At 50.9% G+C, this 16886-nt stretch carries 14 protein-coding genes; 6 read left to right on the top strand and 8 right to left on the bottom strand.

The genetic code is table 11. The annotated features are described in order from the left end of the window. Positions 1–9: 9 nt before the first annotated feature. Complete coding sequence (locus ACX1C1_RS14580; protein WP_458952910.1) at positions 10–516, bottom strand: hypothetical protein; 507 nt, start codon at positions 514–516, stop codon at positions 10–12. 210 nt (positions 517–726) lie between these two features. Between ACX1C1_RS14580 and ACX1C1_RS14575 the strand changes: the two genes are divergently transcribed. Beyond that, the gene (locus tag ACX1C1_RS14575) at positions 727–2352 is read left to right on the top strand and encodes a helix-turn-helix domain-containing protein (protein ID WP_458952909.1); all 1626 of its coding nucleotides are present in this window, start codon (positions 727–729) and stop codon (positions 2350–2352) included. A gap of 25 nt (positions 2353–2377) precedes the next feature. On the opposite strand, the gene ACX1C1_RS14570 is transcribed toward ACX1C1_RS14575, so the two are convergent. Continuing rightward, positions 2378–3265 (bottom strand): LysR substrate-binding domain-containing protein, encoded by an 888-nt coding sequence (locus tag ACX1C1_RS14570; RefSeq protein ID WP_458952908.1) that lies wholly within the window; start codon positions 3263–3265, stop codon positions 2378–2380. Between the two features lie 171 nt (positions 3266–3436). Between ACX1C1_RS14570 and ACX1C1_RS14565 the strand changes: the two genes are divergently transcribed. From ACX1C1_RS14565 to ACX1C1_RS14550, 4 genes are read left to right on the top strand one after another with little or no spacing between them, the layout of a single operon-like run. Continuing rightward, a complete protein-coding gene (locus ACX1C1_RS14565; RefSeq protein ID WP_458952907.1) occupies positions 3437–4552 on the top strand; it encodes an extracellular solute-binding protein in 1116 nt (371 codons plus the stop codon). Further along, positions 4525–6240, top strand: coding sequence for an ABC transporter permease (locus tag ACX1C1_RS14560; RefSeq protein WP_458952906.1), 1716 nt, complete (start codon positions 4525–4527; stop codon positions 6238–6240). Before ACX1C1_RS14565 ends, ACX1C1_RS14560 begins: the two co-directional genes overlap by 28 nt. Beyond that, entirely contained in the window at positions 6237–7487 is a 1251-nt protein-coding gene (locus tag ACX1C1_RS14555; protein WP_458952905.1) for an ABC transporter ATP-binding protein, read from the top strand. Before ACX1C1_RS14560 ends, ACX1C1_RS14555 begins: the two co-directional genes overlap by 4 nt. Positions 7488–7497: 10 nt before the next feature. After that, positions 7498–8175, top strand: a complete 678-nt coding sequence (locus ACX1C1_RS14550) for a metallophosphoesterase (protein ID WP_458952904.1) — start codon at positions 7498–7500, stop codon at positions 8173–8175. 108 nt (positions 8176–8283) lie between these two features. Here the strand turns inward: ACX1C1_RS14550 and ACX1C1_RS14545 are convergent, their stop codons facing one another. The 6 genes from ACX1C1_RS14545 to erpA all read right to left on the bottom strand — a co-directional run bounded on the left by ACX1C1_RS14545 (position 8284) and on the right by erpA (position 15487). After that, complete coding sequence (locus ACX1C1_RS14545) at positions 8284–10260, bottom strand: FtsX-like permease family protein (protein WP_458952903.1); 1977 nt, start codon at positions 10258–10260, stop codon at positions 8284–8286. After that, positions 10235–11011 (bottom strand): ABC transporter ATP-binding protein, encoded by a 777-nt coding sequence (locus ACX1C1_RS14540; RefSeq protein WP_458952902.1) that lies wholly within the window; start codon positions 11009–11011, stop codon positions 10235–10237. The genes ACX1C1_RS14545 and ACX1C1_RS14540 overlap by 26 nt, the downstream gene beginning before the upstream one ends. A gap of 170 nt (positions 11012–11181) precedes the next feature. Further along, a complete protein-coding gene (locus ACX1C1_RS14535) occupies positions 11182–12297 on the bottom strand; it encodes a sensor histidine kinase (RefSeq protein WP_458952901.1) in 1116 nt (371 codons plus the stop codon). After that, entirely contained in the window at positions 12287–13045 is a 759-nt protein-coding gene (locus ACX1C1_RS14530; protein WP_458952900.1) for a response regulator transcription factor, read from the bottom strand. Before ACX1C1_RS14530 ends, ACX1C1_RS14535 begins: the two co-directional genes overlap by 11 nt. A 32-nt stretch (positions 13046–13077) precedes the next feature. Continuing rightward, positions 13078–14904 (bottom strand): glycerophosphoryl diester phosphodiesterase membrane domain-containing protein, encoded by a 1827-nt coding sequence (locus ACX1C1_RS14525; RefSeq protein WP_458952899.1) that lies wholly within the window; start codon positions 14902–14904, stop codon positions 13078–13080. Positions 14905–15124: 220 nt separating this feature from the next. Beyond that, positions 15125–15487, bottom strand: coding sequence for an iron-sulfur cluster insertion protein ErpA (gene erpA / locus ACX1C1_RS14520; RefSeq protein ID WP_458952898.1), 363 nt, complete (start codon positions 15485–15487; stop codon positions 15125–15127). Positions 15488–15750: 263 nt separating this feature from the next. Between erpA and mqnE the strand changes: the two genes are divergently transcribed. Next, positions 15751–16854: an aminofutalosine synthase MqnE gene (gene mqnE / locus ACX1C1_RS14515; RefSeq protein WP_458952897.1), complete on the top strand. Its 1104-nt coding sequence runs from the start codon at positions 15751–15753 to the stop codon at positions 16852–16854. The last annotated feature ends 32 nt before the right edge of the window (positions 16855–16886 follow it).

Below are 16886 nucleotides of genomic sequence, written 5' to 3'. Positions count from 1 at the left end.
ATTGTCTAGCTAGAATCCCATGGCTTGTTTCAGATCTCTTAAGCCTTGGTATAGCGAATAATCCAGATCGATCAGGAGCGTCGTGTCCCATTCTTTCGCTTTGGCAGCAGTCAGCAGCTTCGACAAGTCACCATGAATTTGATCATAGCGCTCAGGATGCTTCTCCTTCGTTTCTTCAGCAATAGCCAGCCACGTTGATGCCATGGTGTCCGCTAGCGCAGCTGCCTCTTCCTTGTTTTCCGATTCCACGGCTGACTTCAATGCCTTGACGTCGTCAGACAGTTGCTCGATCCCTTCTTGTGTGCCCAGCACGTCTGCTGGCGACACGCCTTCGAACGGATCTTGCCCCTGCGTCTCCGCCTCTTGCTCGGAGACAGCGCTGCTTCCCGGACCCGCGGTTTCGGTCGCGGCCGAAGATCCGCAGCCCGTCAATCCCGTGACGACGAGAATCGCAGCTAACGTCAGGCAGCTTCTCGCAGCAATTAGACGGAAGCGACGATGTGACTTGGTTTCCATGACTTCTGACGTACCTCCCGAATCAATGAGAATCATTTTCATTGCTAATTGTACAAGTGGAATAAGGCCTTTGGTATACACGATATTGTCTTGTTTATATGGACATTTTTTTCATCTTTACAAATCCGCCATTGCCCCCCGGCGTTTTTATTGCTACACTCTTAATGAAAATGATTATCATTATAATTAGTTGCAAAAGGGGAGCCTCACTTGAGCCCAAACGATCACACGTCCTATTACGCATATTATCCACTTCATATAAGCACGCATCGGTTAATAGAAGGCAAGCGATCCGAGGTATCCGCACCAGGCGTGGAAGCGCTCGTCTGGATTCAGAAGGGGACTGGCATTGTATGCTTTAACAGCCGCTCCTCGCAGTCCTTGCAAGAAGGAGACTTCTTTTATTTGCCGGCAATCGGAGCTTGTACGGAGCTCATGCCTGATTCGGCGGAGGGGCTTACCATCATCCTCGTCCAATTTCTTGCTACGTTGATTGGCGATAAAGCATTAGAGAGCGACTCCGTTTCGCTTGCGAATCACCAACGGCTGTTCTGCCAAGGCAGCGTCCAACACGCTCCTGCGCCTCAGACCGGCTCGCTGCTACGCCAGCTTGGTCAAGCACTTGAGGAGCAAGGGGAGCTTGCTTCGTTGCGCCGTCAGCTAGCACTCGGGGAGCTGTTTCTCCATCTGCAAGCTTACCGCCGGGCCGTATCGGCACCGTCGCACGACCCGCTTCAACTCACCATCGATTATATGGAACAGCGTATCGGCAAACCGGTTCAAATCGGCGATTTGCCGGATTTGGCCGGTATGACACCTAGCTCTTACAGCAGAGCATTCAAGAAGCTGACGGGTATGTCCCCTGTCGCATATTTAACCAGCCTTCGTATGCTCCGCGCCAAAGAGCTCATGGCGCGCGGCAATGGCGCGCTTCGGGATGTCGCCATCAGCGTCGGCTACCAAGATGAGCTATATTTCAGCCGCGTGTTCAAGAAGACGGAAGGCGTTTCTCCTTCTGTCTATTTGAAGCGCACAGACCGCCGGATCGCGATTGTCAGCAGCCTGCAGCTGCAGGATCATCTGCTCGCGCTCGGTATTTTGCCGATTGCCGCACCTAGCTTTCCTAGTTACTTCAAGACGGCGTCCGGTTTCCCTTCTTTTCTGCAGGAGCGGCTTAGCGGCACGATTCCGCTTAACGCAGAACGCCCTATACGATCGGAGGATGTGATCCGGTATTCGCCGGACTTGATCCTTCGAACGAGACTGATTCATGATCCGGGAGACAAACATTGGGGAGAGGACGGCAATGCCAACTTTATCGATGCGTCCGTCACATGGGAGCAGTACTTCCGGGAGATCGCTTCTATTGTGGACAGGAAGATGGAAGCGGAGCGTGTCATTCGAAGAATGACGCAGCAGGAGCAAGAATCTCGCCGCAAGCTAACTTCAGCTGCACAAGGAGGGAAATGGGCAATCGTACGCCTGTTGCCGGGGATATGCCGATTGTATGGCTCCAAGGACCATGCTTTTACAGAACTATTTTATCAGCGCCTCCGATTCATGCCCGAAGAAGGACTGGAGTACGGCTCTTATCGCACCGTAACGCCGCGCGAGCTGCTTCAATTGGACCCCGAGCAGCTGCTTATTCTGTGGACGGATGAATCCGTTTATCATGCGTTCGCTTCGGATCCGCTCTGGCAGCGACTACGAGCTGTACGGGAGAGCAGAGTCTATTATCCAGACAGCAGGGAATGGGATGCTTGGGGACCGATCGGCCGGGCGCATACGTTGAAGGAAATGGTCCATTATTTTGGTAAGCTGCAACGGGGACGTTAACGCTGTTAGCACAGACATCCCCCCTTCAGCTCATAACCTGTGTGATATAAGCGATAAAACCTCGCACTTGCGGGGATAGCTGTTCTTCATCGCGATAAGCAAGACAAATATAACGTTTGTTGCGATAATCGGGCAGATTTCTCATGACAAGCTCTCCATCATCGACTTCGCGCTGCACGCTGCGAATGGGCAATAGGCCGAGCCCGATGTTACGCTTCACGGATTCCTTAATCGTTTCAATTGCACCCAGCTCCATGACCTGCCCCCAGGACAGTCCCACTTCTGCAGCCCATTCGTCTGATAACGTTCTGGAAGTGGAACCTACCTCATGTAGTAAAAAGGTTTCGCTCGAGAGATCTTCAATGCTGATATCCGCCTTCTCTGATAATGGATGCTCCGGCGACAAAAACAGCTTGAGCTCATCCGAGACAAGCGGCAACACCTTGAGTCCCTCATGCATCACTTGGCCGAGTGATACAATGCCTGCATCGATCTCATAATTCCGCAGCATGGACAACACCGTCTCCGCTTGCTTCACAGTCAGCGTCAATTCCATCCGGTCGTGAAGCTTGCGGTAATTCGCGATATGCAAAGGCAGGACGTAAGTGGCAGGCGTATAACTGGCGCCGATCCGCAGACGTCCTTGCTCTTGATCGCGGTAGGCAGCCATTGCCCCCTTTGCTTCGTCCATGAGATGGACGATTCGCTTGGCATACGGGAGCAGCTCAGCAGAGGCATCGTTAGGCTGCAAGCTGCGGGAACGCTTGCGGAACAGCTCCAGCCCCAATTCTTCTTCCAGCTTGCGTAGATGGAAGCTGACCGTCGGTTGGCGAAGTCCCAGCCGATCAGCCGCTTCGGCGAGCGTACGTCCTCCGCACATCTCAATAAATACTTTCAGTTGCTGCACATTCATATGCGAGTGCCCCCTTTGTATGTCGAATTTAATATAGATAAGATCTATATAAATATCAATACATATTGATCTTATTTAACAAAAACTCGATATACCGTTAACTTTCGTCTGACACTTGGCCTGTAAAGTTAGTTGTGCAAGCCAAATAGATGATGGAGGGACTTCACTCACATGTTAACCAAAAAATCGAACGTATTCGTTTCCACTCTTATGATCGCAATGCTGCTCACATTATCCGCCTGCGGCAGCAACGAATCGGGCAACGGCTCCAACACCGGCAGCCCAAGCGCTGCGTCAACCGAAACGCCGGCGTCAACCGAAGCGCCAGCTCCCACAGAGCAGCCTCCCGCTGCAGATGAAGGCACGCTTACCGTCTACTTAAATGATTTCGACGCCATCATTCCTGCGCTCTTCGAAGAAGCAACTGGCTACAAGGTTGAGCTTGTTGTCGGCAACGGTGCAGAGATCATGTCGCGAGTCGAAGCAGAGAAAGGCAATCCGCACTGGGACGTATTATGGATGGACGCTATGCCGTCCATTAACGGACTTGGCGAAGCCGGACAATTAATGGAAGGCTGGGCTCCCGGCAATATCTCCGGTCTTACTGATTTCGCAAAGGTATTCGTCCCGGAAAGTAATTGGTACGTACCAACAGGCGCACATGCCGCTGGCGTAATTGTTTACAACAAGGACAAGGTCAAAGCGGAGGACGCACCTACTAGCTGGGCTCAATTCTCGGATTCCAAATACAAAGATGCGATCGGTATGGCCGACCCAGCCGTTGCAGCGCCTGCATACCCGTTTGTTTCGTGGTTCTTCAACGAACAAGGTATGGAAGCAGGACAGAACTTCTTCAGCGGTTGGATGAACAACGGACTTAAGGTATACCCGAAAAACCCGAATGTCGTTAAATCATTGTCTGCCGGCGAAATTACGATCGCGGCGCTGCAAGAAAGCAACGCTTATGCAATGAAAAACGCCAATGAACCGATTGAAATTATTTGGCCGGAGGAAGGCGCTCCCGCTTCCGTACGTGTAGCAGCTATTCAGAAGGACACCAAAAATCCGAATGCCGCGAAGGCTTTCGTCGAGTTCTTGCTTGATCCGGCTACGCAGCAAGCTCTGATTGATCAAGGCGATGAAAGCTACTTCCAGCCTTCCGTGAACGGCGTAAACCCTAAAGCCGACCGTGCGGCAAACGCCAAGCTAGTGGCTGCTGATGCTACCTGGGCTTCGCAGAATGAGGCGGCCATCAAGCAATGGTTCGCGGATCAATCGGTTCAATAAGCGTGATGAACGGACTTAATCATAATCGGCTGGGATGGACAATCAGCATCATATTGTTCATCCTTGTCCTCTATCCCTTGGCGGCAGTTATGGTTCAAGTACTGCTGCCTGGGATTTTCTTTGGTCGGTTCGAACTAGGAGATTGGAAGCTGCTGCTCGAAATATTCCATCGCCCGCTCTGGCAGAAATCACTGGAGAATTCATTGTTGCTTGGCATCGGCACAACGCTGCTCGCCACGCTGCTCGGGAGTCTGCTTGCAGTCGCTCGGGCAAGCTGGACGTTCAGAACGGCAAAGCTGCTCGACGCCGCCGCATGGCTGCTGCTGATTACCCCTTCGTTTATTCTGGCTCAAGGGTGGGTGCTATTCGGTGCGGGAGGCGGAATTGCGGTTGAATTATTGGGACTCGATTGGGTGACGGCTGCGATTTTTCAGCCTGCGGGTCTAGTCTTCGTCATGATGCTAAGCAAATTCCCATTCGCTTATCTTAGCGTCTATGCTGCGCTGGAGTGGAAGGTAGAGCAGCTTGCGCATGCCGCCCGATTGTCAGGTGCAACGCCATTCACCGTATGGCGAAGTATTCATGGTCCTTTATTGCTGCCAGCTATCCTCGCCGGCGCGGCTCTTGTCTTTATGGATACGATTGGCGACTTCGGTATGCCCGCATCCATTGCAGCCGTCTACAGGTTCCCGACGCTGCCCTATTCGATCTATTCTGCGATTTACACATCGCCGATCCGCTTCGACATGGCAGGCGTCTTGTCGTTCTACCTCGTCGTACTGATCGGACTGGCAATGGTCTTGCAATTTTACGCGCTCAAGCGCTCCCGCTTCGACTTTCTATCCGGCGGCGCCGTGCGCGGTGTACCAAAGCCGGCAGGTCGACTTGGAACGCTGCTTACAACGATCAATATCCTTTTCCTTACGCTCGCGATTGGCATCCCGATCGGAGCCAACGTATTGATGTCTGTTTTCAAGACGCAAGGCGGCGGATTTTCCTTCGACAATTTAACATTGTCACATTACGGACGATTATTCACCGGCAGCAGCGAGCTGCTGGAAGGCTTATGGCATTCGATTCTTATTGCCACGGCCGCCGCAGTCCTCGGTTTGCTCGTTGGTTTGGGCGTTGCATATGTATTAACCTATTCGGGCTTCCGATTCAAGCGGGCTATCGAGACGGCTTCGATCATTACGCTCGCCGTGCCCGGGGTTGTTCTTGGTATCGGTTATATCTTCGTCTGGAATCAAGCATGGTTAGAACGAATCGGACTGTTGCTGTATGGTACGCCATGGATTCTTGTTCTTGCAGCGGTAGCCGGTGCGATTCCCGTTATTACGAGACTAATGACAGGTGCGATGGCCAAGGTTCCGGCACAGCTGCTGACTGCCGCGCAATTGCAGGGAGATGGCTTCTTTACCCGAATCCGCTATATTCTGCTCCCGCTTATTCGCGGTGCACTCATTTCGGCTGCGCTTGCTGCATTTGGTTCCAGTATGTTTGATCTGGCCGTCAACTCGATTCTGTTCCCGCCCAAATTCTCGACCCTACCTGTCGCGATCAACAAATCGTTTGAGGATTTGGACTTCGGATATGCATCGGCTGCGACAGTTGTAGGGTCCGCTCTTGTTATTCTCATCATCTTAGTGGTCGAACGACTGCTCCGCCGCAAGGAGGTTCACGCATGAATGCACATTCCGCTCAGGAACGAACGATACATCAATCCGAGGACGATAAGAAATTCGTAACAACAGGTCCACAGAATCGCATCAACAAGACGGCTCCTGGTCCCAGTCCCGGTCTCGCTCCGCTGTTAGAAATTAGAGGATTATCAAAGCGACATGCCAGCTTCCAAGCTTTAGACGGCATCGACCTGACGATGCAGCCTGGCGAAATCATTAGTGTCCTAGGCCCTTCCGGCTGCGGCAAATCCACTCTGCTCCAGCTTATAGCGGGTCTTGCCGCTCCTGACAATGGAGAGATATTGATGAACGGAACGGTAATCTCCTCGAACGCTCGAATGCTGCCTCCCGAACGGAGAGGCGTCAATATGGTGTTCCAGGATTACGCATTATGGCCGCATATGACTGTAAAGGATAATATCGAATACGGCATGAAGCGGATGAGGTTAAGCCGTGCAGAGATGAACGAAAGATTGGACGAGCTCCTTCGGCTACTGCGACTCCAAGATCTTGAACGCAGGCTGCCTCCTCAGTTATCAGGTGGTCAGCAGCAACGTGTGGCCATTGCAAGAGCACTCGCTACTCGTCCTAAATTGATGTTGCTCGACGAACCACTTTCCAACCTGGACATGAGACTCCGTGTAGAAATGCGTACGGAGATGGCTTATTTATTCCGCAAGCTTGGAACCAGCGTATTCCATGTTACGCATGACCCCGACGAAGCCTTTGCGATGGCGGACCGCCTTCTCATCATGCGCGCAGGCAGAATCGATCAACTGGGTACACCGGAGCAATGTTTTAATCGTCCCGCCTCTAGATGGTCTGCATCGCTTCTCGGAGCAATCAATTCACTCGAGGGCAGCTTTGTACAGACGGAGAATGGTTATGCTCTATCGTTGCGTAACGGAGATATCCTGCAAGGGCTGCCCGAACCAGGCGCAAAACAAGGAGCAACAAACGCTTTGCTTGGCAAGCCGGGCGTTATTCTATTCCGTCCAGAAGCGTTATCAATCGAAGTTGACGATCACCTCTCTCCGCTAGATAACCTCACAAGCAGCATGAATCGCAATCGTCTGAAGGTGCGAATCGTCCATTGTTCATTTGAGGGCGTATGTTGGCGTGCAGTAGCCGAGACCAGTTGCGGTCAGCGGTTATATATTGTACATGAGAACCCTCTGACGCCAGGGGAGTCCGTGACGATTGGGATTAATCCGGACTCCGCATACATGTACAGGAACGAGGACGAAAGGTAGTCGATTGCGAGTGGCAAACAAAACATCCAGAAACGCGGAAGCACGGCTGCTTGTCGTTTCTGACATTCATGGATACAAGAGCGGTCTCCAAGCACTTCTCCAAGCTGCCGCTTATGATCCCGGCACCGACAGACTAATGCTGCTTGGCGATTACATTGACGCGGATAAACCGGAAAGCTGGGAAACACTCGATTTCATTCGGACTTTGGTCGAGGGCGGTGCTCTCGCGATTCCCGGCAATCAAGAGCTGAAGCTAGTCTCCATGCTGCGACACAGAGGCTCTGCTTACCGCAAATACGGGGATTGGATCATGTCGCTTCCGCATTATCTCAAAACAACGGGTTATTTGCTTGTTCACGCAGGCATCCGTCCCGGACGCGCGTTGCACCACCAGACCGTGCGAGACTTAACGGAAATTCGAGAGGAATTTTACACCATGCCAGCTAATCGACTCCCTGGCAAACGGCGGATTATCTTCGGGCATACGCCAACATTCAAGCTCGGGTCTCCTGCCGGAGAGATTTGGTGCGATGCAAGGCGAATCGGTGTCGACACGGGAGCCAAGCATGGCAATCGCCTGACCTTGCTCGATCTGACGGGTCAGAAATCCTACTCCTGTCAAACGTTAGCGGGTTACGTAAGCGACAACGAGATCCGCATCGAATCCGTTGCGTGTTTGTTGTCTTAATTGGAGCAATAACAGCTATGAAGCAGTGGGTTGTCCCCGCACAACAAACGGCCTGACGCTCTCCCCAAGGGACGTCAGGCCGTTGTTGGTATGGAATCAACACATGAGTTATGCGATAGTCGTTCCGCGAAGCATCGTCTTCATATACGTCCCGCTTGCCAGCAAGAAGTATAAGGTTTGCATGACGATATAGATACCGATCACCACAAACGAATATAGCCAATTGGATGAACCCATCATATTATCCAGAGCCACCATCGCGAACAAAGCATGGACGATGCCGACTATGCATGGAATGAAGAAAACGATGGCGATCTGACTGATCACGATCCGGCGAATTTCTTTGCGTGTCATGCCGATCCGCATCAGTCCCTTGAACTGGGTTTGATCCTCCTGCAGCTCCGTAAACAGCTTGAAATAAATCATGCTGCCTGCCGCGATAAAGAAGAGCAAGCTAATGAATAGACCGATGAACAGGGTCAGAGCCGCCGAAAGTTGATTGTTGACGTATCTCTCTGGTCGATAGAAGTCAATGTCGCCTTTACCGGACTCCGGCACCAACTCCTTTAGCTTATCTACTGTTGGAGCAGTCTTCTCCCAGTTGACAAGATCGATGCCGTAATATACGCGTTGCTGCTCCTCCGGCACATGCGAGAGCAAATCCACGTAGCTTAAATCGTCCGTAACCATCGTCACAACATTGGAATCCATCCAATTGTTGGTTACGCTCGCATGAATGGTGCCGGAGACCGGAATTTCAACGTTCTCCCCTCCGATCATACCTGTCGCCGTGCCGGTTCCGTACTTCGTATCGTCCATGCTCGGACGAAGAACGGTCAACTTTCCGCTAGGCACCACGAGCTTCGGCTCTCCCGTATAGTCTGCCAGCTTATTGTAATCCGTCGAGGAAATAATGAGCGCGGCATACTTTTTTTCGATATCGCTCCAATCCTCGTGCCCCATAAGATGTCCGCTTTCCTCAAAGTTGACGCGATACTGCTCCAGCGCGAGGCCGACGACCTGGAATTCCTTGCTGATCTTCACTCCGTCTTGCTCCAGAATGGCCTCCATATCGTCCCTGGCGACGACATCCTGCGCATGCAGCCCTTTTTCGATATAGGATAGCGTGAACGGGGAGCTCTCGAGCAACTGCTGCTTGTTCTGGACCTGCATAATATACACGGTGCCCATCGCTGTCAGAATAACGGCGCTTAATATCGAGACGACGAACAGGATGCGGGAGTTGTCCCTAATCTTGTACCCTAGTTGAGCGAAGATTAGCATGTTCGTACGTTTGTAATAGATGCTCCTGCGGTTCTGGATCCACCTGATGAACAGAATGCTAAGCTGCGAGAAGAGGAAGTATGTTCCCACCACGACCGTAATCAGAATAGGTAGCGACAGCAGGAAGAACGATTCCGCCTTCATAATCGTCGCCATGGCATAACCCGACCCTAGACAAGCCACCGTCAACAGGACGAGCCATCTTGAATACACAAGCTGGCCTTTCGGCTTGCGCACCGCTCCCAGCATATCGATGATTTCGGTTCGCCCCATTCGCATAACCGTCCAGATCGAGATGCAAAGGAATAGCAGGAAAAATCCTCCAGACGTCATGACAACGGATTTAAGCGGAATGGCAAAGGAGATACTCTCCTCGATTTCTAGAATGGCCCCAAGCGCCATAAAAAACAACTTGCTAAACAAAACGCCGAGTCCGATGCCAGCTCCGATGGCCATGATGGCTATCGACATATTTTCATAAACGACAAGCTTGCGAAGCTGGGCTTTGGTCATCCCGAAGAGTGAGAACAAACCGAATTCCTGCTTCCTTGTCTTAAGAAACGCGGAGTTGGAATACAGGATGAACATAAACGAAAAAACGATAATCAGATATAAGCAGAACTCCATGCCCCTGCGCACCCTGTCTGCCTGCATGATGGCGCCGCTGGCGACATCCGGATGATAGATGAACGCCGCGTAAATATAGAAAATCATGACAGAGAATACGCTGCTGAGGAAAAACGCGCTGTATGCTCTCCAGTTGCCTCTTACGTTACTAAGCGCGAGCGAACGGAACGTCATCGAAATTCCCTCCCAGCACGCTTAGTGCGTCCAAGATTTGCTGGAAGAATGCTTGGCGATTGCCGCCCTTACGAATCTCCGAGAATAACTTGCCGTCCTTGATAAAGACAATCCGCTGACAATAGCTCGCAGAGAACGGGTCATGTGTCACCATCAATACGGTTGCCTTCAGCTTTTCGTTCATATTCTTTAATGCATCCATCACATCTCTGGCTGCCTTGGAGTCCAGATTACCCGTTAATTCATCCGCCAGCACCAGTGACGGTTGATGAATAATTGCACGGGCAATGGCGGAGCGCTGCTTCTGTCCCCCGGACACTTCGTATGTCCGCTTATCCATAATGGCGGAGATCCCCAGCATCTCTGCGATTGGCGTCAGTCGCTGCTCGATCGACCTCGGCGCCATCCCTTCCAGCACGAGCGGCAAGATAATGTTTTCTTTGATCGATAACGTATCCAGCAAGTTAAAGTCTTGGAAAACAAAGCCGAGCTCGCGGCGCCTGAACAGCGCCAGCTTGTTATCCGTCAGCTTTGTCGGATTCACCCCGTTAATCTCGATCGCACCGGATGTAGGTCGATCAATCGTCGCAAGCAAATTCAGCAGCGTTGTTTTGCCGCTTCCCGAAGGTCCCATCACGCCAACAAATTCTCCTGCTTCCACCTGCAGATCTATATCCTCCAGCGCTTTGTAGATGACATTGCCTTTGCTGCTATAGATCTTGCCTATGCCTTGCGCTTTAAGTACGCTCATGTCGTTGCTCCTCCTAGAATCGATATTGAGTCGGTTATTTCTCGTCTAGTTATTGAGTCATTAACCTCTGATATCGTTAGTATAGACCGTTCCGAAGGAGCAACCCATCGATTCATCTTTCAATCCGCTACGCCAATCTTACATTAATGTCATGTTCCAACCTGGTTGCCCTATTGCAAGCGATGAATGCCGCCAGGTTCGAATGTTAGCTCCACTTGCGTACCATGTCCAATCTCGGACTGAATACGAATGCCATGTCCTAACTTCTGCAGCACCTGTTTCGTCAGATAGAGACCCATTCCGGTTGACTCTCCCGACGTCCGTCCATTTTCCCCTGTAAAAAAAGGATCAAATACCCGTTGAATATCTTGAGGCGCAATCCCGACCCCCTCGTCGGAGACCCACAACCGGCCTTTGCCGTCTTCCAGCTCATAAAGCTTAAACATCAACGCCTTCGCTCCCGGCTTCCCCTTGCTGTATTTGACCGCGTTGCTTACGACTTGGTGAAGCACAAACGTCATCCACTTCTCGTCGGATTCCACCCAAAGTTCCCCCTCCACCTTCGGAAAGATGGAATATCGGATACAAAGCTTCTTATGTAAGTTGATCACCGTCCGAACTAGCTCATGGAGCGGAAGCCTGCGTATGTGCAAATCCAGCTCGAACTTGTCCATCCTTGCCGTATGGAGCATCATCTCGAGTCCGCGAGTAATCCGCTCCGTCTCCTCGAGCATACTCTCCGCCATCGCACGCTGCTCCTCCGTCGTATCCCAGCCCCGCTCCACTCCTTCCTGCATATGCAAGTGGATAACTGAGATCGGCGACTTCATATGATGCACCCATTGCAACACGAAGTGATTATGGATCTCCTGGCTGCGTCGATAGCGGTTAAGCTCCTTTAGGAACGCGTTATGCTGCTCCTGCAGCAAATCCAAGGCGATACGTTGCTCCCCTGTGACAGCCGACTGCATGATGGCGGTTGCTTGCAGCTCATCCGTGCGTCCCAGCGCCTCCAGCAGCTGTTTAAAGTAATACCGCTGACGTATGAAATCCACACCTAGCCAGACGATAAGCACAACTAGCGAAAGCAGGATAAAGTAATAAATCGTCCCCGTCTCCACCATTCCCGGATACCGCCATTGTTCAAGCAACAGCATCCCTACGGCAAGCAAAGCGACGACAATGACAGTCACGATGGACAATAGCCTGTCCCGTAAGAACATGCCCAACATGCGTCTACTCCCTAGCTCTCGGCTCTGACCGACCGTTTCGGCCTCATTGTGCATGACGCGGCTCCCCCATTCCGTCCAAGGACAGCTTGTAGCCTTGTCCTCGGACTGTCTCGATGGCCTTAGGTAGCCCTAATTCCTCCAGCTTCTTGCGAAGTCTGGTCACATTCACCGTCAACGTATTGTCATCCACGAACTGAACGTCGTCCCACAACGCTTCTAACAACTGCTCGCGTTGAATGACATGTCCCGGCCTCCTGATCAAACATTCCGCCAACAAACATTCGTTCTTCGTCAACTCGATCTTACAGTCGTTCCACTCCACCTCATTACGGCTCAAATGAAGCTTGAGACTTCCCGCTGAAATTTCAGCTCCGAAATCGCCGTCAGCGCTGCCCTTATTAGGCCCAATTGCCGAACCCGATGTCTGCTGAGCATATTCGCCATATACTCTTCTGAGCGCGCCTCGAACTTTCGCCATCAACAATTCAAGTGCAATCGGCTTCGTTATATAATCATCGCCCCCGTTTTCAATGGCCATAACCTGGTCCATCTCGCCCGAGCGTGCTGATATAAAAATAATCGGTACGCTTGACTGCTTGCGAATTTGGCGGCACCAATAATAACCGTCGAAGAACGGCAAATTTATATCTAGCAGCACAAGCTGCGGTTCGAACGCATCAAATTGGGGCATCAAGTCTCGGAAGTTCGTTGCAGTGGCCGCCACGTATCCGTATTGCTCCATCCGGCCCTTCAAGATGGACGCGATTTTACTATCGTCTTCTACAATAAAAATGTTGTACACTTTGACTCACGTCCCTTTGTTAACGGGTTGGATTACAGGTTCAGCTCCACCATCGTCTGCGCGCGTGCCGGGAAGTCGGTAATAATGCCGTCGATTCGATACTTCAGCACTTCCTTCATGTTTCGGCTGCTGTTCACTGTCCATACCCATACTTCGCGCCCATTGCGATGCGCCTCATCCACAAGACTATCCGTCAACATAACTTGTTCGATCGTATAGAAATCAACATCCAGCGTCGTCAGATCACCCAATGCAAAATAAAGGATTTGTCCGATCCGGATATCAGGATTCAGCGTCCGAATCAAAGACAGCGTCTTGCTGTCGAATGACTGAATGTACACATCCTCCTCCATCTCGAAGGCACTAACCAATGCAACGACCTCTCGAACAAGCTCCTCCCCGTCGCCGTAAGGCTTTAGATCTAGCAGCACTTTGATTTGACCTTGCGCTTCTGCCAGCACCTCGGACAACAACGGAATTCGGACAATCTCGAGTTCCCCCGCCTTATCTTCTTCGTTCTCCTCACCTTCTAGCTGCTCAGGCGGAATCTCGTATGTACCAATACTTAGCTCCGACAGCTCCTCGTAGGTCAGATCGCTAACCTTTTGTTTGACGCCAGCCATCCGTTGCAGCTGATAGTCATGATGCAGCACGGCTGTCCCGTCGCGCGTAAGCTGAACATCCAGCTCAACCGAGCGATAGCCCTTTTGGATCGCCGTACGAACGGATTGCAGCGAGTTCTCGGGGGCGAGCTCGCTATCTCCGCGATGCGCGGACACCAGTACACCCCATTTGGCGTAGACGAGATTATCGTTTGTCGAATAACCAACCAGTAAGGTAAGGCAGACATAAACAATGGCAAGAGACGCGTAGACCGCGCGCTTCCGCTTAACGCGGGTCAGCAAGGTCGTTACCCGCTTCTCCAATCTGCCCAGCAGCGGGCTGCGCGTCAGTTCCAATCGATCCTCGGCATCGATCCCGAACCGCCAACCATATTCATAATATATCCTTGTGAGGTAGATCAGATTGAACGGGATGACAAGCAGTGTGAACATATACGCTAGAATGGTTGACAGCGTCAATGTGTAATGGTCGGTAAACAGCTTGAGGACATTATTGTCTAACCACGCAGGCAAATAAGTAATCAACGTAATCAGACTATAACCGATCCCGAGTACGATTCCATTAAGCAAGAACAACGAGACGAACAGACGTACACGCTTGCCCTTGGTCAAAGCCAGACTGCTTCGGATCGCTTCTGTGATGGACTGGCCTTCCAGCACAATAAAATGAAGAACGAATATCCATCTCAGCACCGTATAAACTGTCGCTAACAGCAGGATACCGTAAAACGCCATCATCAGCTGCGAAGCATTAAATACCCGCGTATTCAAGAAAATCGGCACATTAAATAACCGGTAGAAGGCCGCCGAAAGCGGAGAATCGACAAACGGGATTAGCACCAGCAAAAAGAAGACCAGTTGCACAAGACCAAATCCAAACAATCGCGGCGTCCTGCGCAGCGTCGTGAGCAGCGAGTCGGATATTAAAACCTTGAGGCCAAAATAATGTTTTTGGGCAATCGTGATGACGACGCCGAATTCGATAAATAGGACAAATGATGCGATAACGCCGATGACGATAAGTCCACTAACGCCTTCATAGCTATAACCGAGCCTATAGACATCGTTATTAAGCAAGGATCCTGTTCCAAGCACAGCTATCACTTTGTTGAATATGTAATTAAGAAGCGGAAGAATGACAAAGCTGGTCAGCAGCATAAATAAATATTCGAAGACCAGCAGCTTCTTGTAGATCGCGCGAAAATCGCGAATACTGAGGCTGAAGGGCCTGATCATATGCGTTCATCCTGTTCTGTTCCAAAGATTATGGTTTATTGCGATTCCCATTCATTATAATGCCGTTCCAGGCAAAATATATCGCAAAATGAAAATGAAAAACCTCCCCAAAGGAATAGTTCGAGACTATTCCCTCAGAGAGGCGCTGGCGTTCGGCAGTCCCGAATCCCCGCTTGGCGGAATCGACCGTCGTGTTCTTTATTTGTGAAGAAGACTCAAATTAACATTCCCCAGCTTCTGCAGGTTTACCGGCATCTGTCGCCGTACGGAAGCTCGAGCCGCAGCCGCAGGTCGCGCTTGCGTTCGGATTCTCGATTGTAAAGCCGCCGCCCATCGCGGACTCCTTATAATCGATGACAAGTCCATACAAATATTTGATGCTTTCGTTGTCCACGATAACTTGGATGCCCGAAGACTCCAGCTTCTGGTCGCCATCGTTTACTTCGTCATCAAAGCCCATTCCGTAAGAGAAGCCGCTGCATCCGCCTTCCTTCACGCCTACGCGCAAGAACAGTCCTGGTGTTGCTTCTTCTTCTAACATATCTTTTATCTTTTCAGATGCGAGCTCGCTAATTGTAATCATGTCTAATCCCTCCATTCACTTACTTATCCATAGTATACTCCAGCAAGCTCCGATGCTCAAGGTTGATCTGTTTGTTCTATGGGAATAAACACATACTTTTTTATGTTGCCCCTGCTACGTGTGAGGTTTATAATAGTTACAGAAAATCTGATGATATTTCATGTTATTTTTTTCACAAACTTACCATCAACTACTATAGTCGATCCCATGGATCAAGGGGCACATCCCTTCATGAACCAAATCGGGGTCTAGGAGGTTCTTCCATGAACGTTATCGTACCATCACAAGAGAGCCATATGACGTCTATTATCGAGAAAGTACGTCATGGCGAGCGCCTATCGCTTGAAGACGGCGTTTTCTTATATCAATCGGATGACCTTCTAACGATCGGACAACTCGCCAACGAAGTCGCACTCCGCAAAAACGGCAAGAAGGTTTATTTTATAGAAAACATGAGCCTTTATTTCACCAATGTTTGCGAGGCCCACTGCGCGTTCTGTAACTTCCGCAAGGATGAAGGAGATCCAGGCGCATACACGCTCAGCGGCGAAGAAATGATCGCTTACGTCGAACAGCACTTCCATCCCGGCGTTCGTGAATTCCATATTGTCGGAGGGCATAATAACCATGTGCCATTCCAATATTATGTCGATTCACTCAAGGCGCTCAAAGCCCGCTTCCCTGAAGTGACGCTCAAGGCATATACGGCTGCCGAAATCGACTTTTTCTCGCGCATAAGCGGTTTAAGCTACAAAGAGGTGCTGCAGGAGCTGATTAAGGCAGGACTGGAGTCGTTGACCGGTGGCGGCGCGGAGATTCTATCCGATCATTACCGGAAGAAAATGCGTGTCGACAAAGCCGATGTTTCGCAATATCTAGCTGTTCATCGCACAGCTCACGAGCTGGGACTGCGCACGCATACAACTATGCTGTATGGCTCCATCGAAACCAAAGTGGACCGCATTAAACATATGATGCATCTGCGCGAGCTTCAGGACGAGACAAACGGTTTCCAAGTGTTTATCCCGCTTTCGATGCAGCCGATCAATCCACGGGCAGGCATAAGACGACGTAACTCCGCATTCGAGGACCTGAAGACGATCGCCATTAGCCGGCTTATGCTCGATAACTTCCAGCATATCAAAGCTTATTTCATCAACATCGGCGTGCAGTTGACGCAAGTAGCTCTCACGATGGGCGCATCCGATGCACACGGCACGATTGTCAAAGAAAAGATCAGTCACGCAGCTGGGGCACTGACTCCGGAAGGCATTACACGAGAGGACCTGATCTGGCTCATAAAGGGAGCAGGCCGCATTCCCGTGGAACGTGACACTTTCTACAACGAAATCAAAATTTATGAATGAGTAATCCTTTCATCCTAAGCGCAACCTACAAT

Source organism: Paenibacillus sp. strain BS8-2, assembly GCF_054483835.1.
Note: the sequence above shows the minus strand (reverse complement) of the source record. Positions and strands in the feature narration are given on the sequence as shown.

What these genes read in the sequence shown, in the direction of transcription:
- ACX1C1_RS14580 (WP_458952910.1), bottom strand. Translation starts at nt 516, where the DNA reads ATGGAAACCAAGTCACATCGTCGCTTCCGTCTAATTGCTGCGAGAAGC.
- ACX1C1_RS14570 (WP_458952908.1), bottom strand. Translation starts at nt 3,265, where the DNA reads ATGAATGTGCAGCAACTGAAAGTATTTATTGAGATGTGCGGAGGACGT.
- ACX1C1_RS14565 (WP_458952907.1), top strand. Translation starts at nt 3,437, where the DNA reads ATGTTAACCAAAAAATCGAACGTATTCGTTTCCACTCTTATGATCGCA.
- ACX1C1_RS14560 (WP_458952906.1), top strand. Translation starts at nt 4,525, where the DNA reads ATGGTTCGCGGATCAATCGGTTCAATAAGCGTGATGAACGGACTTAAT.
- ACX1C1_RS14555 (WP_458952905.1), top strand. Translation starts at nt 6,237, where the DNA reads ATGAATGCACATTCCGCTCAGGAACGAACGATACATCAATCCGAGGAC.
- ACX1C1_RS14545 (WP_458952903.1), bottom strand. Translation starts at nt 10,260, where the DNA reads ATGACGTTCCGTTCGCTCGCGCTTAGTAACGTAAGAGGCAACTGGAGA.
- ACX1C1_RS14540 (WP_458952902.1), bottom strand. Translation starts at nt 11,011, where the DNA reads ATGAGCGTACTTAAAGCGCAAGGCATAGGCAAGATCTATAGCAGCAAA.
- ACX1C1_RS14535 (WP_458952901.1), bottom strand. Translation starts at nt 12,297, where the DNA reads ATGCACAATGAGGCCGAAACGGTCGGTCAGAGCCGAGAGCTAGGGAGT.
- ACX1C1_RS14525 (WP_458952899.1), bottom strand. Translation starts at nt 14,904, where the DNA reads ATGATCAGGCCCTTCAGCCTCAGTATTCGCGATTTTCGCGCGATCTAC.
- erpA (WP_458952898.1), bottom strand. Translation starts at nt 15,487, where the DNA reads ATGATTACAATTAGCGAGCTCGCATCTGAAAAGATAAAAGATATGTTA.
- mqnE (WP_458952897.1), top strand. Translation starts at nt 15,751, where the DNA reads ATGAACGTTATCGTACCATCACAAGAGAGCCATATGACGTCTATTATC.